Annotated in this window: 14 protein-coding genes; 8 read left to right on the top strand and 6 right to left on the bottom strand. The window is 72.3% G+C overall.

Annotation, left to right across the window (positions count from 1 at the left end; all coding sequences use genetic code 11):
• The 4 genes from B7L92_RS21930 to B7L92_RS21945 all read right to left on the bottom strand — a co-directional run.
• On the bottom strand, positions 1-488 hold a 488-nt coding region (locus tag B7L92_RS21930; RefSeq protein WP_159461053.1), incomplete at its 3' end, for an AAA family ATPase.
• Complete coding sequence (locus tag B7L92_RS21935; protein WP_081239186.1) at positions 488-1,678, bottom strand: DUF4350 domain-containing protein; 1,191 nt, start codon at positions 1,676-1,678, stop codon at positions 488-490. The genes B7L92_RS21930 and B7L92_RS21935, both read right to left, overlap by 1 nt.
• Positions 1,675-2,430, bottom strand: a complete 756-nt coding sequence (locus B7L92_RS21940; protein ID WP_438364012.1) for a DUF4129 domain-containing protein — start codon at positions 2,428-2,430, stop codon at positions 1,675-1,677. The genes B7L92_RS21935 and B7L92_RS21940 overlap by 4 nt, the downstream gene beginning before the upstream one ends.
• Before the next feature lie 4 nt (positions 2,431-2,434).
• Entirely contained in the window at positions 2,435-3,793 is a 1,359-nt protein-coding gene (locus B7L92_RS21945) for a DUF7847 domain-containing protein (RefSeq protein WP_107501568.1), read from the bottom strand.
• Positions 3,794-3,934: 141 nt separating this feature from the next.
• Between B7L92_RS21945 and mtnA the strand changes: the two genes are divergently transcribed.
• From mtnA to B7L92_RS21980, 7 genes are all read left to right on the top strand, one after another.
• A complete protein-coding gene (gene mtnA, locus B7L92_RS21950; protein ID WP_081239188.1) occupies positions 3,935-5,083 on the top strand; it encodes an S-methyl-5-thioribose-1-phosphate isomerase in 1,149 nt (382 codons plus the stop codon).
• 4 nt (positions 5,084-5,087) lie between these two features.
• A complete protein-coding gene (gene mtrA, locus B7L92_RS21955; protein ID WP_004987303.1) occupies positions 5,088-5,777 on the top strand; it encodes a two-component system response regulator MtrA in 690 nt (229 codons plus the stop codon).
• 1 nt (position 5,778) lies between these two features.
• Entirely contained in the window at positions 5,779-8,019 is a 2,241-nt protein-coding gene (gene mtrB / locus B7L92_RS21960; RefSeq protein WP_081239189.1) for an MtrAB system histidine kinase MtrB, read from the top strand.
• Complete coding sequence (locus B7L92_RS21965; protein WP_081239190.1) at positions 8,009-9,847, top strand: LpqB family beta-propeller domain-containing protein; 1,839 nt, start codon at positions 8,009-8,011, stop codon at positions 9,845-9,847. The genes mtrB and B7L92_RS21965 overlap by 11 nt, the downstream gene beginning before the upstream one ends.
• A 105-nt stretch (positions 9,848-9,952) precedes the next feature.
• Positions 9,953-10,849, top strand: coding sequence for a ComF family protein (locus B7L92_RS21970; protein WP_081239191.1), 897 nt, complete (start codon positions 9,953-9,955; stop codon positions 10,847-10,849).
• 312 nt (positions 10,850-11,161) lie between these two features.
• Positions 11,162-11,854, top strand: a complete 693-nt coding sequence (hpf, locus tag B7L92_RS21975) for a ribosome hibernation-promoting factor, HPF/YfiA family (RefSeq protein ID WP_081239192.1) — start codon at positions 11,162-11,164, stop codon at positions 11,852-11,854.
• A 203-nt stretch (positions 11,855-12,057) separates the two neighbouring features.
• Entirely contained in the window at positions 12,058-12,804 is a 747-nt protein-coding gene (locus B7L92_RS21980; RefSeq protein ID WP_004987319.1) for a response regulator, read from the top strand.
• Between the two features lie 50 nt (positions 12,805-12,854).
• On the opposite strand, the gene B7L92_RS21985 is transcribed toward B7L92_RS21980, so the two are convergent.
• A complete protein-coding gene (locus B7L92_RS21985) occupies positions 12,855-14,042 on the bottom strand; it encodes a winged helix-turn-helix domain-containing protein (RefSeq protein WP_081239193.1) in 1,188 nt (395 codons plus the stop codon).
• Positions 14,043-14,090: 48 nt separating this feature from the next.
• Positions 14,091-14,660, bottom strand: coding sequence for a GNAT family N-acetyltransferase (locus B7L92_RS21990; RefSeq protein ID WP_081239194.1), 570 nt, complete (start codon positions 14,658-14,660; stop codon positions 14,091-14,093).
• Positions 14,661-14,941: 281 nt separating this feature from the next.
• Here B7L92_RS21990 and secA point away from each other — a divergent pair, with 281 nt between their 5' ends.
• On the top strand, positions 14,942-17,788 hold the full coding sequence (gene secA, locus B7L92_RS21995) for a preprotein translocase subunit SecA (protein ID WP_081239195.1): 2,847 nt from the start codon (positions 14,942-14,944) through the stop codon (positions 17,786-17,788).
• Positions 17,789-17,950 lie beyond the last annotated feature (162 nt).

Below are 17,950 nucleotides of genomic sequence, written 5' to 3' on the forward strand. Positions count from 1 at the left end.
ACGGGGTTCTGGGTCGCGACGACCAGGAAAGGGTCCGGGAGGGGGCGGGGGGCGCCGTCGACCGTGACCTGGCGCTCCTCCATGGCCTCGAGCAGGGACGACTGGGTCTTCGGGGGCGTGCGGTTGATCTCGTCCGCGAGCAGCAGGTTGGTGAAGACCGGGCCGGGCTGGAAGGAGAACTCGGCGGTGCGGGCGTCGTAGACCAGGGAACCGGTGATGTCGCTCGGCATCAGGTCGGGAGTGAACTGGACGCGCTTGGTGTCGACCCGGAGGGCGGCGGCGAGGGCGCGGACGAGAAGGGTCTTGGCGACCCCGGGGACGCCTTCGAGGAGGACGTGGCCGCGGCAGAGCAGGGCGACGACGAGACCGGTGACGGCGGGGTCCTGGCCGACCACGGCTTTGGCGATCTCGGCGCGCAGGGCTTCCAGGGAGGCCCGGGCGGCGGCCGGGTCCCCGGTGTGCGCGGCGTTGTCAGTGGTCGGGTCCATCATGGACGGCGTACCTCTCTTTCGAGGGCGTCGAGTCGGTCGGCGAGGGAGACGAGCGCTGCGTCGTCGTCCGGCGGCGGGCCGAACAGGAGGGCGTGCAGGGACTGTCCGTCGCCCTGGAGGTGCGCGGACAGCGCGGGGAGCAGGGCCTCGGGCGTGTGCGCCCGGGTCACGGGGATGCCCACGAGGGGGGCGAGGCGGGTGCGGGTGGTGGAGCGCAGAGCGGCGGCCGCGCGGTCGCGGGCGTTCGCCTTGCGGTAGAGGCGGGCGCGGCCTTCGACGGTTTCGGAGGCGCGGATCGCCACGGGGAGTCTTTCGGGCACCAGGGGGCCGAGCCGACGTGCCCGCCACAGGGCCGCCAGGGCCGCCGCGATGAAGAGCTGCAGGGTGCCCCAGAGCCAGCCGGAGGGGAGCAGGTCGAAGAAGCTGCGCTCGTCCTCCGGGACGGCGGAGGCGTCGGCGAGCGAGGGGAGGTACCAGACCAGGTGGGGGCGGGAGCCGAGGAGCTGGAGGGCGAGCGAGGCGTTGCCGTGCTCGTCGAGGCGGTCGTTGAGGAGGATGTCGGGCGCGCCGAGGAGGACGGTGTCGCCGTTCCCGGAGGGCGCGGGGACGCGCAGCAGGGTGGCCAGGCGCTCGCTGGGATAGCACTTGTCGGCGGTGAGGTGGGTGAGGTAGCGGATGCCGCCGGTGTCGGCGGTGCCGGCGCGGCGGGCCGCGGGCAGGTCGCAGGCGGGGGAGAGGGTGGAGTCGAGGCTGGTCGCCGGGTCGGCGGTGACGCCGGGGACGAGCCGTTCCACGGAGGCGCTGCCGGAGGCGACGAGGACGGTGCGGCCGCCGGCGTCGGCGGTCGCGGAGTGCAGCCGGGTCTGCTGAGCCCCGGTCAGGAGGTCGGGGACGGCCACCAGGAGGGTGGTGTCGGGGGAGACCGCGGCGACCGCCTCGTCGAGGGTGGCGACCACGCGCGTGTCCACGCCGCGGTCGGCCAGGAGTTCGGCGACGGCGCGGCTTCCGTAGGGGTCGGCCGAGCGCGGGTCGAGTTCGCCGTGGTGGGCGTCGGAGCGGACCACGGCGATCGCCACGGCCGCCGCGATCAGCAGCACCAGCGCGAGGGCGATGCCTCGCGCGCGGGTCCACACCTGGCGCGCGGTGGGCGAGGCCGAGGTGGACGGGAGCGTGGCCTCGGTCGTCATCCGGCGGCTCCCCGGCGGGCGTGGTGGTCGGCGTCCTGTGTCGTGCTGCCGCTCGTGAGCTGTGGTGCGGCGCGTTCCAGAGCGCGGTCGAGGTCGGCGAGGTGCCGGTACGACCGTTCCGTCGCGGCCCGGCCGCCGTAGGTCACGTCGTCGAAGGAGCGGGCGGCGGCGTGCAGGGGATCGGCGTGGGCGGGCAGGACGCGGCCGGCCTCCGCGGCGGCCTCGTCGGCGGTGCGGCCGGGACGGATGTCGAGCAGGGCGCGTTCCTCCAGGGAGCGGACGATGGCCCGCATGCGTTCCCGTACGGCCTGGTTCCAGTGGCCCTGGGCGGCGTGCGCCTCGGCCGCCGCGCGGTGTTCGGCGGCGCTGCGGGGGCGGTCGTCGAACAGTGCGGGGGTCGAGGCCGGCTGCCGCCGCGGGGTGCCCAGGCGCCACCACAGGGCGCCCAGGACGGCGACCACGGCCGCGATGACGACGATCAGGCCGAGCGTGCCGCCGGGGGTCGCGGTGGAGGCGGTCGCGAACAGATCGCCGACCCACTCCCAGAAGGCGTTCAGGGCCCGCTGGAACCAGCTGGGGTCGTTCTCGTGGTACATGCGCTTGGACAGCTCGCGCCGGGCCGCCTCCCGCGCGGGATCGCGCGGGAGGGTGACGGGCGGCTCCTCGTCGCCGCTCAGCAGCGCGCGCACGACGGTGTCGGCGGCGGCCGGCAGCGTCCGGGCCGATGTGAGAACTCCCCCCGTGGCGATCACCCCGTCAGCTCCCCGGAGTGGTGCCGGGAGCGTGGCCCGGGACGCCCGCGGCGCGGGCCAGTTCGAGGTCGAGGGCCTCGCGGCGGATGCGCTGGTCGACGTAGAGGAGCACGGTCACGCCGGCCGTGATCGGGAACGTGACCATGGCGCCGATGACCGAGCCGATTCCGCTGATGACGAGGAACGTCCAGCTGATGTCACCGCCGGTGCTGTCGAGGAAGCCGGTGAAGCCGCCGCTGAAGGTCGCGGCGAGGAAGACGAACGGGAGGACGATGATCGACGCGACGACGTTCGCGATGATCGTCGCGAGCAGCTGGATGCCGAAGATCCGCCACCAGGAGCCGCGCACCAGCTTCGCGGAGCGGCTCATCGCCTTCACGATGCCCTGCTTCTCCAGCATCAGCGCGGGGGAGGAGAGGGAGAAGCGGATCATCAGCCACAGGGTGACCACGACGGCGCCGATGATCCCCAGGGCGGTGAGCGCGACGCCGGCTTCGGGGGCTCCCGCCACGGTCACGAGGAGACCGGGCAGGGCTCCCACGGTGACGATGCCGGCCGTGATGAGCAGCAGCAGGCAGATCAGGCCGAACAGCTTCACGACCTGGGGGCGGGCGTCGCGCCAGGCCTCGCCGGTGGTGACCGGCTTGCCGAGCACCGCGCGGCTGGTGACGGTGGTGAGCAGGGCGGTGGCGGCGACGGTACCGACCAGGGTGACCAGGAAGACCACCCCGGAGTTGAGCAGGGCGTCGCCCAGGGCGCCGGTCAGCTCACCGAGGGTGGCGCTGGGGTCGTTGAGGACCTTGGTGCTGGTGTCGTCCAGGACGAGCCCCTGGAGCAGGACCACGACGATCTCGGTGAGGACGGCGACGGTCAGGGAGATGCCGAGCACCGTGCGCCAGTAGGTGCGCATGGTGGAGACCGCGCCGTCGAGGATCTCGCCGACGCCGAGCGGGCGGAGCGGGATCACCCCGGGCTTGGCCGCGGGCGGCGGACCGCCCCAGCCGCCGCCCCAGCCGCCTCCCCAGGAACCGTGCCCGCCGTAGTGGCCGCCGCCGTGGCCGCCGGGTCCGCCGTGGCCCCCCGGAGCGCCGGGGGGCGGGGTGCCCCAGCCCGGGCCCGGCGGCGGGGGAGCCTGGCCCGGGCCGGTGGGCGCGGACCACCCGCTGGGCGGCGGCTGTTCCTTCGACCACTTCGCGCCCGGGTCCTGCGGCGCCTGCTCCGGCTGCTGAGGCCGGTCGGCGGGCTGTTCGGCGGGCTGTTCGGGGGCCGGGCGGTCGGCGGGCCCGGCAGGTCCGGGCGAAGCCGGCTCCTGCCCGTCGGACGGGGCGGATCCGGGCGATGCCCAGCCCGGAGTGTCGTTCATCGTCGCTCCTTCACGGTGCCCGTCCGCGGTTGCGGCGGCAGGGTTGGCAGCCATCGTGCCATGGGGTGGTCCGGCAGGGAGCTGCCGAGGTGAGGGCCGCATACCTTCAATTGTCCGTGCGACAGGGGGCAGACTGACCGCATGGCTGATCAGCACGCACACAGCGGCGGCGACAAGCGGCCGACCGAGGTCCCGGCACTCCGTTGGGAAGAGCCGCCGGAAGGCCCCGTCCTGGTCCTGCTGGACCAGACGAGGCTGCCGGCCGAGGAGGTGGAACTCGTCTGTACGGACGCGCCCGCGCTGGTGGAGGCGATCCGCTCGCTCGCCGTGCGCGGGGCTCCCCTGCTGGGCATCGCGGGGGCGTACGGCGTCGCGCTGGCCGCGGTACGGGGCTACGACGTGGACGGCGCGGCGGCGGAGCTCCGAAGCGCCCGGCCCACGGCGGTGAACCTCGCCGTCGGGGTGCACCGGGCGCACTCGGCCCACCAGGCCGTGCTCGCCCGCACCGGCGACCCCCGGCAGGCGGCCGGGGCCGCGCTGGCGGCGGCACGGCAGCTCCACCGGGAGGACGCCGAGGCCAGCGTCCGGATGGCCGAGCACGGGCTGGCGCTGCTGGAGGAGCTGCTGCCCGGCGGCGGACACCGGATCCTCACCCACTGCAACACCGGTTCGCTGGTGTCGGGCGGCGAGGGGACGGCGTTCGCGGTGGCGCTGGCGGCGCACCGGGCGGGCCGGCTCAGGCGCCTGTGGGTGGACGAAACGCGTCCGTTGTTGCAAGGTGCTCGCCTGACGGCGTACGAGGCGGCCCGCAGCGGCATGGCGTACACCCTGCTCACCGACAACGCGGCGGGATCGCTGTTCGCGGCGGGCGAGGTGGACGCGGTGCTCGTCGGGGCGGACCGCATCGCGGCCGACGGTTCGGTGGCGAACAAGGTGGGGAGCTATCCGCTCGCGGTGCTCGCGCGGTACCACCATGTGCCGTTCGTCGTGGTGGCACCGGTGACGACGGTGGACCTGCGGACGCCGGACGGGGCGTCCATCGAGGTCGAGCAGCGTCCCGGACACGAGGTGACCGAGGTCACGGCACCGCAGGCGCCGATGGCCGGAACGGAAGCGGGAGGCGGGATTCCGGTGGCACCCCTGGGGACCCAGGCGTACAACCCGGCGTTCGACGTGACACCACCGGAGCTGGTGACGGCGATCGTCACCGAAGAAGGGGCCGTTTCGCCCGTGACGACCGAGGCTCTGGCCGAGCTGTGTGCCAGGTCACGCCAGGTCACGATTAGCTAATGGGATGATGTCGTTTATGAAGGGACGAGTCCTTGTCGTCGATGACGACAGCGCACTGGCCGAGATGCTCGGCATCGTGCTGCGAGGTGAGGGTTTTGAACCGTCTTTCGTGGCCGACGGCGACAAGGCGCTGGCCGCCTTCCGTGAGACCAAGCCCGACCTGGTGCTGCTGGACCTGATGCTGCCCGGCCGGGACGGCATCGAGGTGTGCCGCCTGATCAGGGCGGAGTCCGGGGTGCCGATCGTGATGCTCACGGCGAAGAGCGACACCGTCGACGTGGTGGTGGGCCTGGAGTCCGGGGCCGACGACTACATCGTGAAGCCGTTCAAGCCGAAGGAGCTGGTCGCCCGTATCCGGGCGCGGCTGCGCAGGTCGGAGGAGCCGGCGCCGGAGCAGCTCGCCATCGGCGACCTGGTGATCGACGTGGCCGGGCACTCCGTGAAGCGGGACGGGCAGTCGATCGCGCTGACACCGCTGGAGTTCGACCTGCTGGTCGCGCTGGCCCGCAAGCCGTGGCAGGTGTTCACGCGTGAGGTGCTGCTCGAGCAGGTCTGGGGCTACCGGCACGCGGCCGACACCCGCCTGGTGAACGTGCACGTCCAGCGGCTGCGCTCCAAGGTCGAGAAGGACCCGGAGAAGCCGGAGATCGTGGTGACCGTCCGTGGTGTCGGGTACAAGGCGGGGCCGAGCTGACATGTCCGGGGACGACAGTGCCGCTTCGCCGTCCGGCCGGTCCGGACGCGGTCCGGAGCGGCCTGTCGGCCGGAGGACGGCGGGCTCCCGCTGGGGAAGACTGCTGGGGGACGGGCTGCTGCAGGGCGGGGTCCACGGCAGCCCGGTCATCCGCCTGTTCGTGCGCTGGGTGCGCCGGCCGCTGCTGCCCGTCATGCGGCTGTGGCGGCGCAACATCCAGCTCAAGATCGTCGTCACGACCCTGCTGATGTCGCTGGGCGTGGTCCTGCTGCTCGGCTTCGTCGTCATCGGGCAGGTGCGCAACGGTCTGCTGGACGCCAAGGTGAAGGCCTCCCAGAGCCAGGCCACCGGGGGGTTCGCCGTGGCCAAGCAGAAGGCCGACGAGGCGGCGAGCGTCACCCGTGACGACGGCACCACCGCGGACGGGGAGGCCTCGACGAGCGTCATCCAGTGGATGAGCGATCTCGTCGAGTCGCTCTCCAGCGGCGGCCAGGGCGCCTTCGACGTGGTGACCCTGCCCGCGGGCCACGACAGCGGCGGCGGGCGCGGCCCGCGCGCCTCCGGTCAGGTCATCGCGACGGCCAGCGTGCCGGAGGACCTGCGGGAGCGGATCAACACCAACCCCACCGCGGCCCAGAGCTACACCCGCATCATCTACGACAGCGGTGCGGACTCCCAGCCCGGACTGGTCATCGGCAAGCAGGTCAACGACCCCAACGGCGACCCGTACCAGCTGTACTACCTCTTCCCGCTCACGCAGGAGGAGAAGTCGCTGAGCCTGGTCAAGGGCACGCTGACGACCGCCGGGCTGTTCGTCGTCGTGCTGCTCGGGGCGATCGCCTGGCTCGTGGTGCGGCAGGTCGTCACACCGGTGCGGATGGCGGCCGGGATCGCCGAGCGGCTGTCCGCCGGACGGCTCCAGGAACGCATGAAGGTCACCGGCGAGGACGACATCGCGCGGCTCGGCGAGGCCTTCAACAAGATGGCCCAGAACCTGCAGCTGAAGATCAACCAGCTGGAGGACCTGTCACGGATGCAGCGCCGGTTCGTCTCGGACGTGTCCCACGAGCTGCGGACGCCGCTGACGACCGTGCGGATGGCCGCGGACGTCATCCACGAGGCGCGCGAGGACTTCGACCCGGTGACCGCGCGGTCGGCCGAGCTGCTCGCCGACCAGCTGGACCGGTTCGAGTCGCTGCTCGCGGACCTGCTGGAGATCAGCCGCTTCGACGCGGGCGCGGCGGCGCTGGAGGCGGAGCCGATAGACCTGCGCGAGGTGGTGCGGCGCGTGGTCACCGGGGCCGAGCCGCTCGCCGAGCGCAAGGGCACGCGGATCAAGGTCGTCGGCGACCAGCAGCCCGTCGTCGCCGAGACCGACGCGCGGCGCGTGGAGCGGATCCTGCGCAACCTCGTCGTCAACGCCGTGGAGCACGGGGAGGGCAAGGACGTCGTCGTCCGGCTCGCCGCGGCGGGCGGGGCGGTCGCGGTCGCGGTGCGCGACTACGGCGTGGGGCTCAAGCCGGGCGAGGCGACCCGGGTCTTCAGCCGCTTCTGGCGCGCCGACCCGGCACGCGCGCGGACCACCGGAGGCACGGGACTGGGGCTGTCCATCGCCCTGGAGGACGCGCGGCTGCACGGCGGCTGGCTCCAGGCGTGGGGCGAGCCGGGCGGCGGTTCGCAGTTCCGGCTGACGCTGCCGAGGACGGCGGACGAGCCGTTGAGGGGATCACCGATCCCCCTGGAGCCCAGGGACTCGCGACGCAACCGCGGATCGGACGACACCGGTCCGCCGCGCGGCGGCGGGGACGGCGAGAAGCGGGCCACGGTGCCGGTGCAGCAGTCGGGCTCCGACGGTGCGGCGCGGGCCGCCGGGAACCCGTTCGCCCCGAGGCCGGCGGCCGCGGCGCCCACGGCCGACCCCACGGCACTGCCCGGCAACGGCGCGCGCGTGGTGGCCCGGCCGGCCCCGCAGGCGCGGTGGCAGGACGAGGGGGCGACGCCGGCGGACGACGGTGGTCCCGCGCGGTGGCCGGACGACGGCCAGGACGGGACCGCGGGACGGGCGGACGGCCACGGCGGGGCCGAGGGACGGGCGGACGGCGCCCGTGACGGGGCCCCGGGGGCCCTCGGGGGCGGAGAGCCGGAGCGGGTCTCCGGGGACGGCAGCGGCGCCGAAGGTCTCGGCGGCCGGAGGGTGGCGCAGGGCGCGCACAGGGATGGGGAGGCTTCGCGTGGGCGGTGAGCGCGTCGGGCACGGCCGGGGGGCGCCGGTGCGGACGGTGGCGTGCGCCGTCGGCGGGGTCGTCCTGCTGGCCGGGTGCGCCTCGATGCCCGACAGCGGGGACCTGCGGGGCGTCGAGTCCACGCCCCGGAAGGACCCGCAGGTGCGGGTGTTCGCCATGCCGCCGAGTGAGGACGCCACGCCCCCGCAGATCGTGCAGGGCTTCCTGGAGGCGCTGACCAGCGACGACCCCGACTACAGGACCGCGCGCCAGTACCTGACCCCGAAGGCGGCGAAGAGCTGGCGGCCGGAGCTGTCCACCACGGTGCTGTCGGAGGGGCCGGGCGCCTACGCCGACTCCCCGGTCCGGGCGGACGCCGACTCCCTCACCTACACGCTGACCGGCACCAAGGTCGCCACGGTGGACGCGCAGCAGTCGTACGCGCCCGCCACCGGGTCCTACGACAAGCCCGTGCGTCTCACGAAGGACCCGAAGAACGACCAGTGGCGCATCGACGCGGTGCCGCAGGGCGTCGTCATGGGCAAGTCGGACTTCCAGCGCAACTACATGTCCGTCAACAAGTACTACTTCGCCTCGAACACCGAGGGGACCGACGCGAGCGCGCTGCCGTCGGCGGTCGCCGATCCCGTCTACGTGCGCAGCCATGTGGATCCCACGACCCAGATGGTGCGCTCCCTCCTCGCCGGTCCCACGGCCTGGCTGGACCCGGTCGTCAGGTCGAGCTTCCCCGCGGGCACGGAACTGCGGAAGGGAACCGGCTCACTGACGGTGGACGACCGGGGCAGGCTGACCGTGCCGCTCAACGGCGGGGCGGCCGAGGCCGGCGCCGAACAGTGCGAGGAGATGGCGGCCCAGCTGCTGTTCACGTTGCGCAACCTCAGCCCGGTGGTGGAGGAGGTCGAGTTGCGGGCCGGTGACGAGCAGCTGTGCTCGCTCGCCCAGGACGACGCCGAGACCGTGGCCGTCCGGAGCACGCTGGACCGGCCGGAGCACCTGTACTTCGTCGACGAGGAGCAGCGGCTGGTGCGGATCGCCGCGGGCGGCAGCGACATGGAGCCGGAACCGGTGCCGGGAGCGCTGGGCGAAGGCGGGAGGACGCTGCGCTCGGTGGCGGTCGCGCGGGACGAGCGCACCGCGGCCGGGGTCTCCGCCGACGGCACGTCGCTGTACGTCTCCGCGCTGGTGACGAGCGGTTCGCTCGGCGAGCCCGTACTGCGCAGCCGGGGCAAGCGCGAGCAGGACCGGCTGAGCGCGCCGAGCTGGGACGCCCAGGGCGATCTGTGGGTGGCCGACCGGGACCCCGGGAACCCGGGGCTGTACCTGCTGGTGGGGGGCGCGGAAGAGCCGCTGCCGGTACGGACACCGGGTCTGGACGGCCGGGTGCAGGCGGTCCGGGTGGCCGCCGACGGGGTGCGGATCGCGCTCGTCGTGGAGGAGGGCGACCGGCGGTCCTTGATGATCGGGCGGATCGAACGGAGCGGACCGGACGGGGGGACCGACGGGCGGACGGCGGTCACGGTGCGGGAACTGCGCTCCGCGACGCCCGAGCTGGAGCAGGTCACCGCCATGTCCTGGACCGGGGAGAGCCGGCTCGTGGTGGTCGGACGCGAGCAGGGGGGTGTGGAGCAGATGAAGTACGTCGAGGTCGACGGCTCCATACCGGACGTGCCGCCGCCCGCCGCGCTGACCGGGGTCAAGGACGTCACCGCCGCGGCCGACGAGCAGACGCCCCTGGTGGCGTACTCCGTGGACGGGATCGTCCGGCTGCCCTCGGGGGCGCAGTGGCAGAAGGTGACGGAGGGGACGGCGCCCGTCTATCCGGGGTGAGCGGACCACGGGGCGGGCGTTCCCGGTCCGTCGCGGACGGCCCGTCCCGCGTGCGGTTGTCCACAGGGGTGGCCGGGTCGGGACGGGCGGGGGCATGGTGGCGCCATGCGGGGATGGTGGCAGGACCTCACCGACCTGGTGCTCCCGGCCGAGTGCGGGGGATGCGGCAGGCCTCGTACGGTGCTCTGCGCCCGGTGCCGTACGGTGCTGGGCGGGGCCGGGCCGCGCCGGGTCCGGCCGGTCCCGGAGCCGGCCGGGCTGCCACCGGTGCACGCGGCGGCCCGGTACGCGGACGAGGTGCGCGCCACGTTGCTGGCGCACAAGGAACGGGGCGCCCTGGCCCTCGCCGGACCGCTGGGCGAGGCCCTGGCGGGAGCGGTGCGGGCGGGGCTGCGCACGGCAGGGGGGCGCACGGCGGGGGCACGGGGAGCGGTGCCGTACGAAGACGCCGCCGCAGGGGTCCACCGGGTTCCGGGTCCGGTGCTGCTCGTCCCCGTGCCGTCCGCGCGGCGGACCGTGCGGGCGCGCGGGCACGATCCCGCCCGGCGGATCGCGTTCGCGGCGGCGGGTGCGCTGCGGCGGACGGGGGTGTCCGCCCGGGTGCTTCCCGCGCTGCGGCAGCGGCGGTACGTGGCCGACCAGTCGGGGCTGGACTCCCGGCAGCGGCTGGCCAATCTCGCCGGCGCGCTGGTGGTGGCCCCCGGTTGCGGCCGGTTGCTCTCCGGCGGCCCGGTCGTGCTCGTCGACGACCTGATGACGACCGGCGCGTCACTGGCGGAGGCCGCACGCGCGGTGCGGGCGGAGCCCGGTGCGGGGGCTGTTTCGAGCATTTCGGGTCCCGCGTCCGTGTACAGGGATGAGACAGGGGAAGGCAGAGGAGAACAGCGGAACGGAGCGGCTCGGCGGAGGACGGGCACGGGCGGCGCCGACGGGATCGTCGACGTGGTGTGCGCGGCCGTCGTCGCGGCATCGCCGGATGCTTTCGAAATGAATCGGAACTGATGGGGATCTTGCTTCGTTGCAGAGTAATGAGAGGGGTAATTCACCTGAACGGAGGTACGGCACGGTAAAGGGTGACGACATCCCTCCGGGCGAGATATGTTCGGTGGTGAGGGAAAGCCGCAGGCCAGACCTCTCGAATCCGATTGCCGTGCTGCGGGTTTTTCGTCATCACCCGCACCGGTGGACTGGAGATCCCGCCCATGGGGGAGGAGGTGGACGTCACCGAGTCCGAGGTTCCGGGAATGACCGGAGCCTGGTGCAAAAGGGAGATGCTCCGCACCGAAGCGGAGTGATCCGGGAACGGAGTTCTGCGTGGACATCGTCGTCAAGGGCCGCAAGACCGAGGTGCCCGAGCGGTTCCGGAAGCACGTGGCCGAGAAGCTGAAGCTGGAGAAGATCCAGAAGCTCGATGGCAAGGTGATCAGCCTCGACGTCGAGGTGTCCAAGGAGCCCAACCCCCGACAGGCCGACCGCTGCGACCGAGTGGAGATCACGCTCCGCTCCCGCGGTCCGGTGATCCGGGCGGAGGCAGCGGCGAGCGACCCGTACGCGGCGCTCGACCTGGCAGCGGAAAAACTGGACGCACGGCTGCGCAAGCAGCATGACAAGCGCTTCTCGCGGCGTGGTGTGCGCAGGATCTCGGCCGCGGAGGTCCCCGACCACGTCCCGGGCGCGGCGACATTCGACGGGAACGGCGCGCTCTCCGCCGAGGAGGAGCAGGAAGCCGTCCCCACCAAGAAGATCGGTTCCCTGGAAGTACAGGGTGAAGGCCCTCTCGTCGTCCGCGAGAAGACCCATGTGGCCGCACCCATGACCCTCGATCAGGCTCTCTACGAAATGGAGCTGGTCGGGCACGACTTCTATCTGTTCGTCGATTCCGAGACCAAGGAACCCAGCGTCGTCTACCGACGACACGCCTACGACTACGGCGTCATCCACCTCCGCACCGACACGATGGTCACCGAGGCGAATTCCCCCGAGGCGGGCGGAACACTCGGCGGCTGATCCGCCGGGCGACAGCGGGACCGGTGCCCCTGGTGCGCGTGTGCGCCCCCAGGGGCACCGGTGTGCGACCCCTCGCACCGCCTGCTGTCGCCCCGGTGCCGTCCGGGCATGGAATCATGGCGGCAACGGCTCAACGGGTGGGCCGTTGCCTTGGGTTGGCGATGGCTCCGGACCACGGACCACAGCCTTCAGGGGGAGGAACGATGGCGGACAGCTTCGGACCGATGCGTGCCGAGGGCGCCGGCGACGGCGTCGGCGGCACGGGCCCGGAGGCGGGCTCTCCACGCAAGGAGCCGATCAGGGTCCTGGTGGTGGACGACCACGCGCTGTTCCGCCGCGGGCTGGAGATCGTGCTCGCCGCCGAGGAGGACATCCAGGTCGTCGGGGAGGCGGGGGACGGCGCCGAAGCCGTGGAGAAGGCCGCCGACCTGCTGCCCGACATCATCCTGATGGACGTGCGGATGCCCAAACGGGGCGGGATCGAGGCGTGCACCTCCATCAAGGAGGTGGCCCCCAGCGCGAAGATCATCATGCTGACGATCAGCGACGAGGAAGCCGACCTCTACGACGCCATCAAGGCGGGTGCGACCGGCTACCTCCTCAAGGAGATCTCCACGGACGAGGTGGCCACCGCCATCCGCGCGGTGGCCGACGGGCAGTCGCAGATCAGCCCCTCCATGGCGTCGAAACTGCTCACCGAGTTCAAGTCGATGATCCAGCGGACCGACGAGCGCCGGCTCGTGCCCGCGCCCCGGCTGACGGACCGTGAACTCGAGGTCCTCAAGCTCGTGGCCACGGGGATGAACAACCGTGACATCGCCAAGGAGTTGTTCATCTCCGAGAACACCGTGAAGAACCATGTGCGCAACATCCTGGAGAAGCTGCAGCTGCACTCCAGGATGGAGGCCGTGGTCTACGCGATGCGGGAGAAGATCCTCGAGATCCGGTGAGCGGCCCGGTGGCGGCCCGGTGAACGGTGCCGCGCGGGCCGCCGCGGGCGTCAGGCGAAGGCGCGGGCGAGTTCCAGGACGAGCGGTTCGCGCAGCTCCGGCGCCTCGACCCGCTCCACGCGCACATCCGTGCACTCCACCCAGCCCGCCGCCTCCACCAGGGCCCGAGCCACCTCCGGGACCGCCTTGGGCCCCTCCAGGGTGACCTGCTTGGCCACCAGGGTGCGGCCCGCGCGGGCCGGGTCGACGCGGCCGACGAGCCGGCCGCCGGCGAGCACGGGCATCGCGAAGTAGCCGTGCACCCGCTTCTGCTTCGGGACGTAGGCCTCCAGGCGGTGGGTGAAGCCGAAGATCCGCTCCGTGCGCGCCCGCTCCCAGATCAGGGAGTCGAACGGGGACAGCAACGTCGTGCGGTGCCGCCCGCGCGGCGGTGCCGCGAGGGCCGCCGGATCCGCCCAGGCCGGCTTGGTCCAGCCCTCCACCGCGACCGGGACCAGGCCCGAGTCGGCGATCACCGCGTCGACCTGCTCGGTCCTGAGGCGGTGGTAGTCGGCGAGGTCCGCGCGCGTACCGACGCCCAGGGACCGGCCCGCCAGGCCGACCAGGCGGCGCAGGCACTCGGTGTCGTCCGGTTCGTCGTGCAGCAGCGCCGGTGGGATCGCGCGCTCGGCGAGGTCGTAGACCCGCTTCCAGCCGCGGCGCTCGACGCACACCACCTCGCCGTACATCAGGGCGCGTTCGACGGCGACCTTGGTGCCGGACCAGTCCCACCACTCGCTGGTGCGCTTGGCGCCGCCCAGCTCCGTGGCCGTCAGGGGGCCCTCCGCGCGCAGCTGCTTGACGACCTGTTCGTAGACCCCGTCGGGGAGTTCGTGGTTCCAGTGCGGGCGGTCGCGGTAGGCGCGGCGGCGGAAGGCGAAGTGGGGCCACTCCTCGATGGGGAGGACGCACGCGGCGTGCGACCAGTACTCGAAGGCGTGCGGCGGCCGGGAGCCCGTCCTCCAGTACGCCTCCTCGACGGCCCCACGGCCCACGGCGCCCAGACGGGCGTAGGGGATGAGCTCGTGGGAGCGGGCCAGGACGGAGATCGTGTCGAGCTGCACCGCGCCCAGGTGGCGGAGGACGCCCCGGACACCGGAGCGGCGGTCGGGGGCACCGAGGAGGCCCTGGGCCCGCAGGGCGATGCGGCGGGCCTCGTCAGCCGAGAGTTCCGTGATCGGACGCGGGTGGGTCGTCATGGGTCCGCACGATAGGGGGTGGCACTGACAACCGGGACCGGACCGGCCTCACCCCCGGCCCGGCAGGTACGGCACCGTCGACGGCAGCCCCAGGTCGGAGGGGAGGAGGGAGCCCACCCAGCAGTCCCGCAGCACTCCCTTGTTGTTGATCGCCGAGCGCAGGGTGCCCTCGACGGTGAAGCCCGCGCGTTCGGCCACCGCGCGGGAGGACCGGTTGCCCACCTCCGCGCGCCACTCCACGCGGTCGATCGACATCCGGGTGAACGCCCAGCGCGCGACGGCGACGGCGGCCTCGGTGACGTAGCCGTTGCCGCGGTGCTCCTTCGTCCCCCAGAAGCCGATCTCGCCCACGCCGAGGGAGCGCACGGTGATGCCGAGCATGCCCGCGAGGTCCCCGGCGGGGAGGAAGGCGCCGAAGGTGAACATCGAACCGTTCGCCCAGCCGTCGGGGGCCATCTGCTCGGTGAAGCCCCGCGCGTGCTCCGGCAGGTACGGGGAGGGGACGGTGGTCCAGCGCTGGATGTCGGGATCCTGGCAGGCGGCGTACACCGCGTCGGTGTCCTGCGGGCCGACCGTGCGCAGCAGGAGGCGGTCGGTGGTGAGCGTGACGGGTTCCATCGGGCGATTCTGGGGGGTGGGCCGGGAACGGCGCCAGGCACGTGGCCCCGAGTGAGAAGACGGTCACTCTTCGTGCGATTCCCCGGGGCGACACGGCACCATCCGGGCGCCCCGGACGTTGTGCTTTTCGACGCAGTCGTGCAACAGATGGGAAGCGGCACACGGCCGCCGTCACTGCGGGCCTCCCGGCGCGGTGGGGTCCTCGCATACGATGGCCGTTGCCCAATCAGTGAAACGGAAACCGACCGTCCCAGGCCCGACCGGCAAGGAGACCAACCCCCGTGTCCGTCCTCTCGAAGATCATGCGTGCAGGCGAAGGCAAGATCCTGCGCAAGCTGCACCGCATCGCGGACCAGGTCAACTCCATCGAAGAGGACTTCGTCGACCTCTCCGACGCCGAGCTGCGGGCCCTCACCGACGAGTACCGGGAGCGCTACGCCGACGGTGAGAGCCTGGACGACCTGCTGCCCGAGGCGTACGCCACCGTCCGCGAGGCCGCCAAGCGCGTCCTGGGCCAGCGGCACTACGACGTCCAGATCATGGGCGGCGCCGCCCTGCACATGGGCTACGTGGCCGAGATGAAGACCGGTGAGGGCAAGACCCTCGTCGGCACCCTGCCGGCGTACCTGAACGCCCTGGCGGGCAAGGGCGTCCACATCATCACGGTCAACGACTACCTGGCCGAGCGCGACTCCGAGATGATGGGCCGCGTCCACAAGTTCCTGGGTCTGAGCGTCGGCTGCATCCTCGCCAACATGACGCCGGCCCAGCGCCGCGAGCAGTACGCCTGCGACATCACCTACGGCACGAACAACGAGTTCGGCTTCGACTACCTGCGCGACAACATGGCGTGGTCCAAGGACGAACTCGTCCAGCGCGGCCACAACTTCGCCATCGTCGACGAGGTCGACTCCATCCTCATCGACGAGGCCCGTACGCCGCTGATCATCTCCGGCCCGGCCGACCAGGCCACCAAGTGGTACGGCGACTTCGCCAAGCTGGTCAGGCGCCTCAAGCGGGGCGAGGCCGGCCAGCCGCTCAAGGGCATCGAGGAGACCGGCGACTACGACGTCGACGAGAAGAAGCGCACCGTCGCCATCCACGAGTCCGGCGTCGCCAAGGTCGAGGACTGGCTGGGCATCGACAACCTGTACGAGTCGGTGAACACCCCGCTCGTGGGCTACCTGAACAACGCCATCAAGGCCAAGGAGCTCTTCAAGCGCGACAAGGACTACGTCATCATCGACGACGAGGTCATGATCGTCGACGAGCACACCGGCCGCATCCTCGCCGGCCGCCGCTACAACGAGGGCATGCACCAGGCGATCGAGGCGAAGGAGGGCGTGCCGATCAAGGACGAGAACCAGACGCTCGCCACGATCACGCTCCAGAACTTCTTCCGCCTCTACAAGCGCCGTGACCACAACGGCAAGGAGGTCCCCGGCCTGTCCGGCATGACCGGTACGGCGATGACCGAGGCCGCCGAGTTCCACCAGATCTACAAGCTCGGCGTGGTGCCCATCCCGACCAACCGGCCGATGGTCCGCAAGGACCAGTCCGACCTCATCTACCGCACCGAGGTCGCCAAGTTCGAGGCGGTCGTCGACGACATCGAGGAGAAGCACCGCAAGGGGCAGCCGATCCTCGTCGGCACCACCTCGGTGGAGAAGTCCGAGTACCTCTCGCAGCAGCTCAGCAAGCGCGGCATCCAGCACGAGGTGCTGAACGCCAAGCACCACGAGCGCGAGGCGTCGATCGTCGCCCAGGCCGGCCGCAGGGGCGCCGTCACCGTGGCTACGAACATGGCGGGCCGCGGTACGGACATCAAGCTCGGCGGCAACCCCGAGGACCTCGCGGAGGCGGAGCTGCGCCAGCGCGGCCTCGACCCCGAGGAGCACATCGAGGAGTGGGCGCAGGTCCTGCCCGAGGCGCTCGCCCGGGCCGAGCAGGCGGTCAAGGCGGAGAAGGAGGAGGTCGAGAAGCTCGGCGGCCTCTACGTCCTGGGCACCGAGCGGCACGAGTCGCGGCGCATCGACAACCAGCTCCGCGGCCGTTCCGGCCGTCAGGGCGACCCCGGCGAGTCCCGCTTCTACCTCTCGCTCGGCGACGACCTGATGCGTCTGTTCAAGGCCCAGATGGTCGAGCGCGTGATGTCGATGGCGAACGTGCCGGACGACGTGCCCATCGAGAACAAGATGGTCACGCGGGCCATCGCCTCCGCCCAGTCGCAGGTCGAGACGCAGAACTTCGAGACCCGCAAGAACGTCCTGAAGTACGACGAAGTCATGAACCGGCAGCGCGAGGTCATCTACGGCGAGCGGCGCCGCGTCCTGGAGGGCGAGGACCTGCACGAGCAGATCCAGCACTTCATGGACGACACCATCGACGCCTACGTCCAGGCCGAGACCGCCGAGGGCTTCCCCGAGGACTGGGACCTGGACCGGCTGTGGGGCGCGTTCAAGCAGCTCTACCCGGTGAGCATCAGCGTCGAGGAGCTCGAGGAGGAGGCCGGCGACCGGGCCGGACTGACCGCCGAGTTCATCTCCGAGTCCATCAAGGACGACATCCGCGCCCAGTACGAGGCCCGCGAGGCGCAGCTCGGCTCCGAGATCATGCGTGAGCTGGAGCGCCGGGTCGTGCTGTCGGTCCTGGACCGCAAGTGGCGCGAGCACCTCTACGAGATGGACTACCTCCAGGAGGGCATCGGCCTGCGCGCGATGGCGCAGAAGGACCCGCTGGTCGAGTACCAGCGCGAGGGCTTCGACATGTTCCAGGCCATGATGGAGGGCATCAAGGAGGAGTCGGTCGGCTACCTGTTCAACCTGGAGGTCCAGGTCGAGCAGCAGGTCGAGGAGGTCCCGGTCGAGGACGTCAAGCCGGTGGCCGACCTGGAGAAGCACGACGCGGTGCCCGCGCAGGCGGGTGCGCGCCCGGAGATCCGCGCGAAGGGGCTCGACGCTCCGCAGCGGCGGAACCTGCACTTCTCCGCGCCGACGGTGGACGGCGAGGGCGGCACCGTCGAGGGCGAGTTCGCCACCGACGACGAGCCGGTGCGCTCCGAGGCCGACGGCCTCACCCGCGCGGAGCGCCGCAAGCAGGCGCGGGGCGGGCGTCGCCGCAAGAAGTGAGCGGGGCCGCTCCGTGCGGAGCGGTTCCGGGCAGGCCGAGGGCCGGGCACCCCAGGGTGCCCGGCCCTCGGGCGTTCTCCGCGCGGTCAGCGGTCCTCCGCGCGGTGCGGGCGGGGACCGCCCAGCTCCACGGCGGTGCAGCGCCAGCGCAGGTCCCGGCCC

Source organism: Streptomyces viridosporus (genome assembly GCF_002078235.1).
Taxonomy (GTDB): Bacteria; Actinomycetota; Actinomycetes; order Streptomycetales; family Streptomycetaceae; genus Streptomyces; species Streptomyces viridosporus.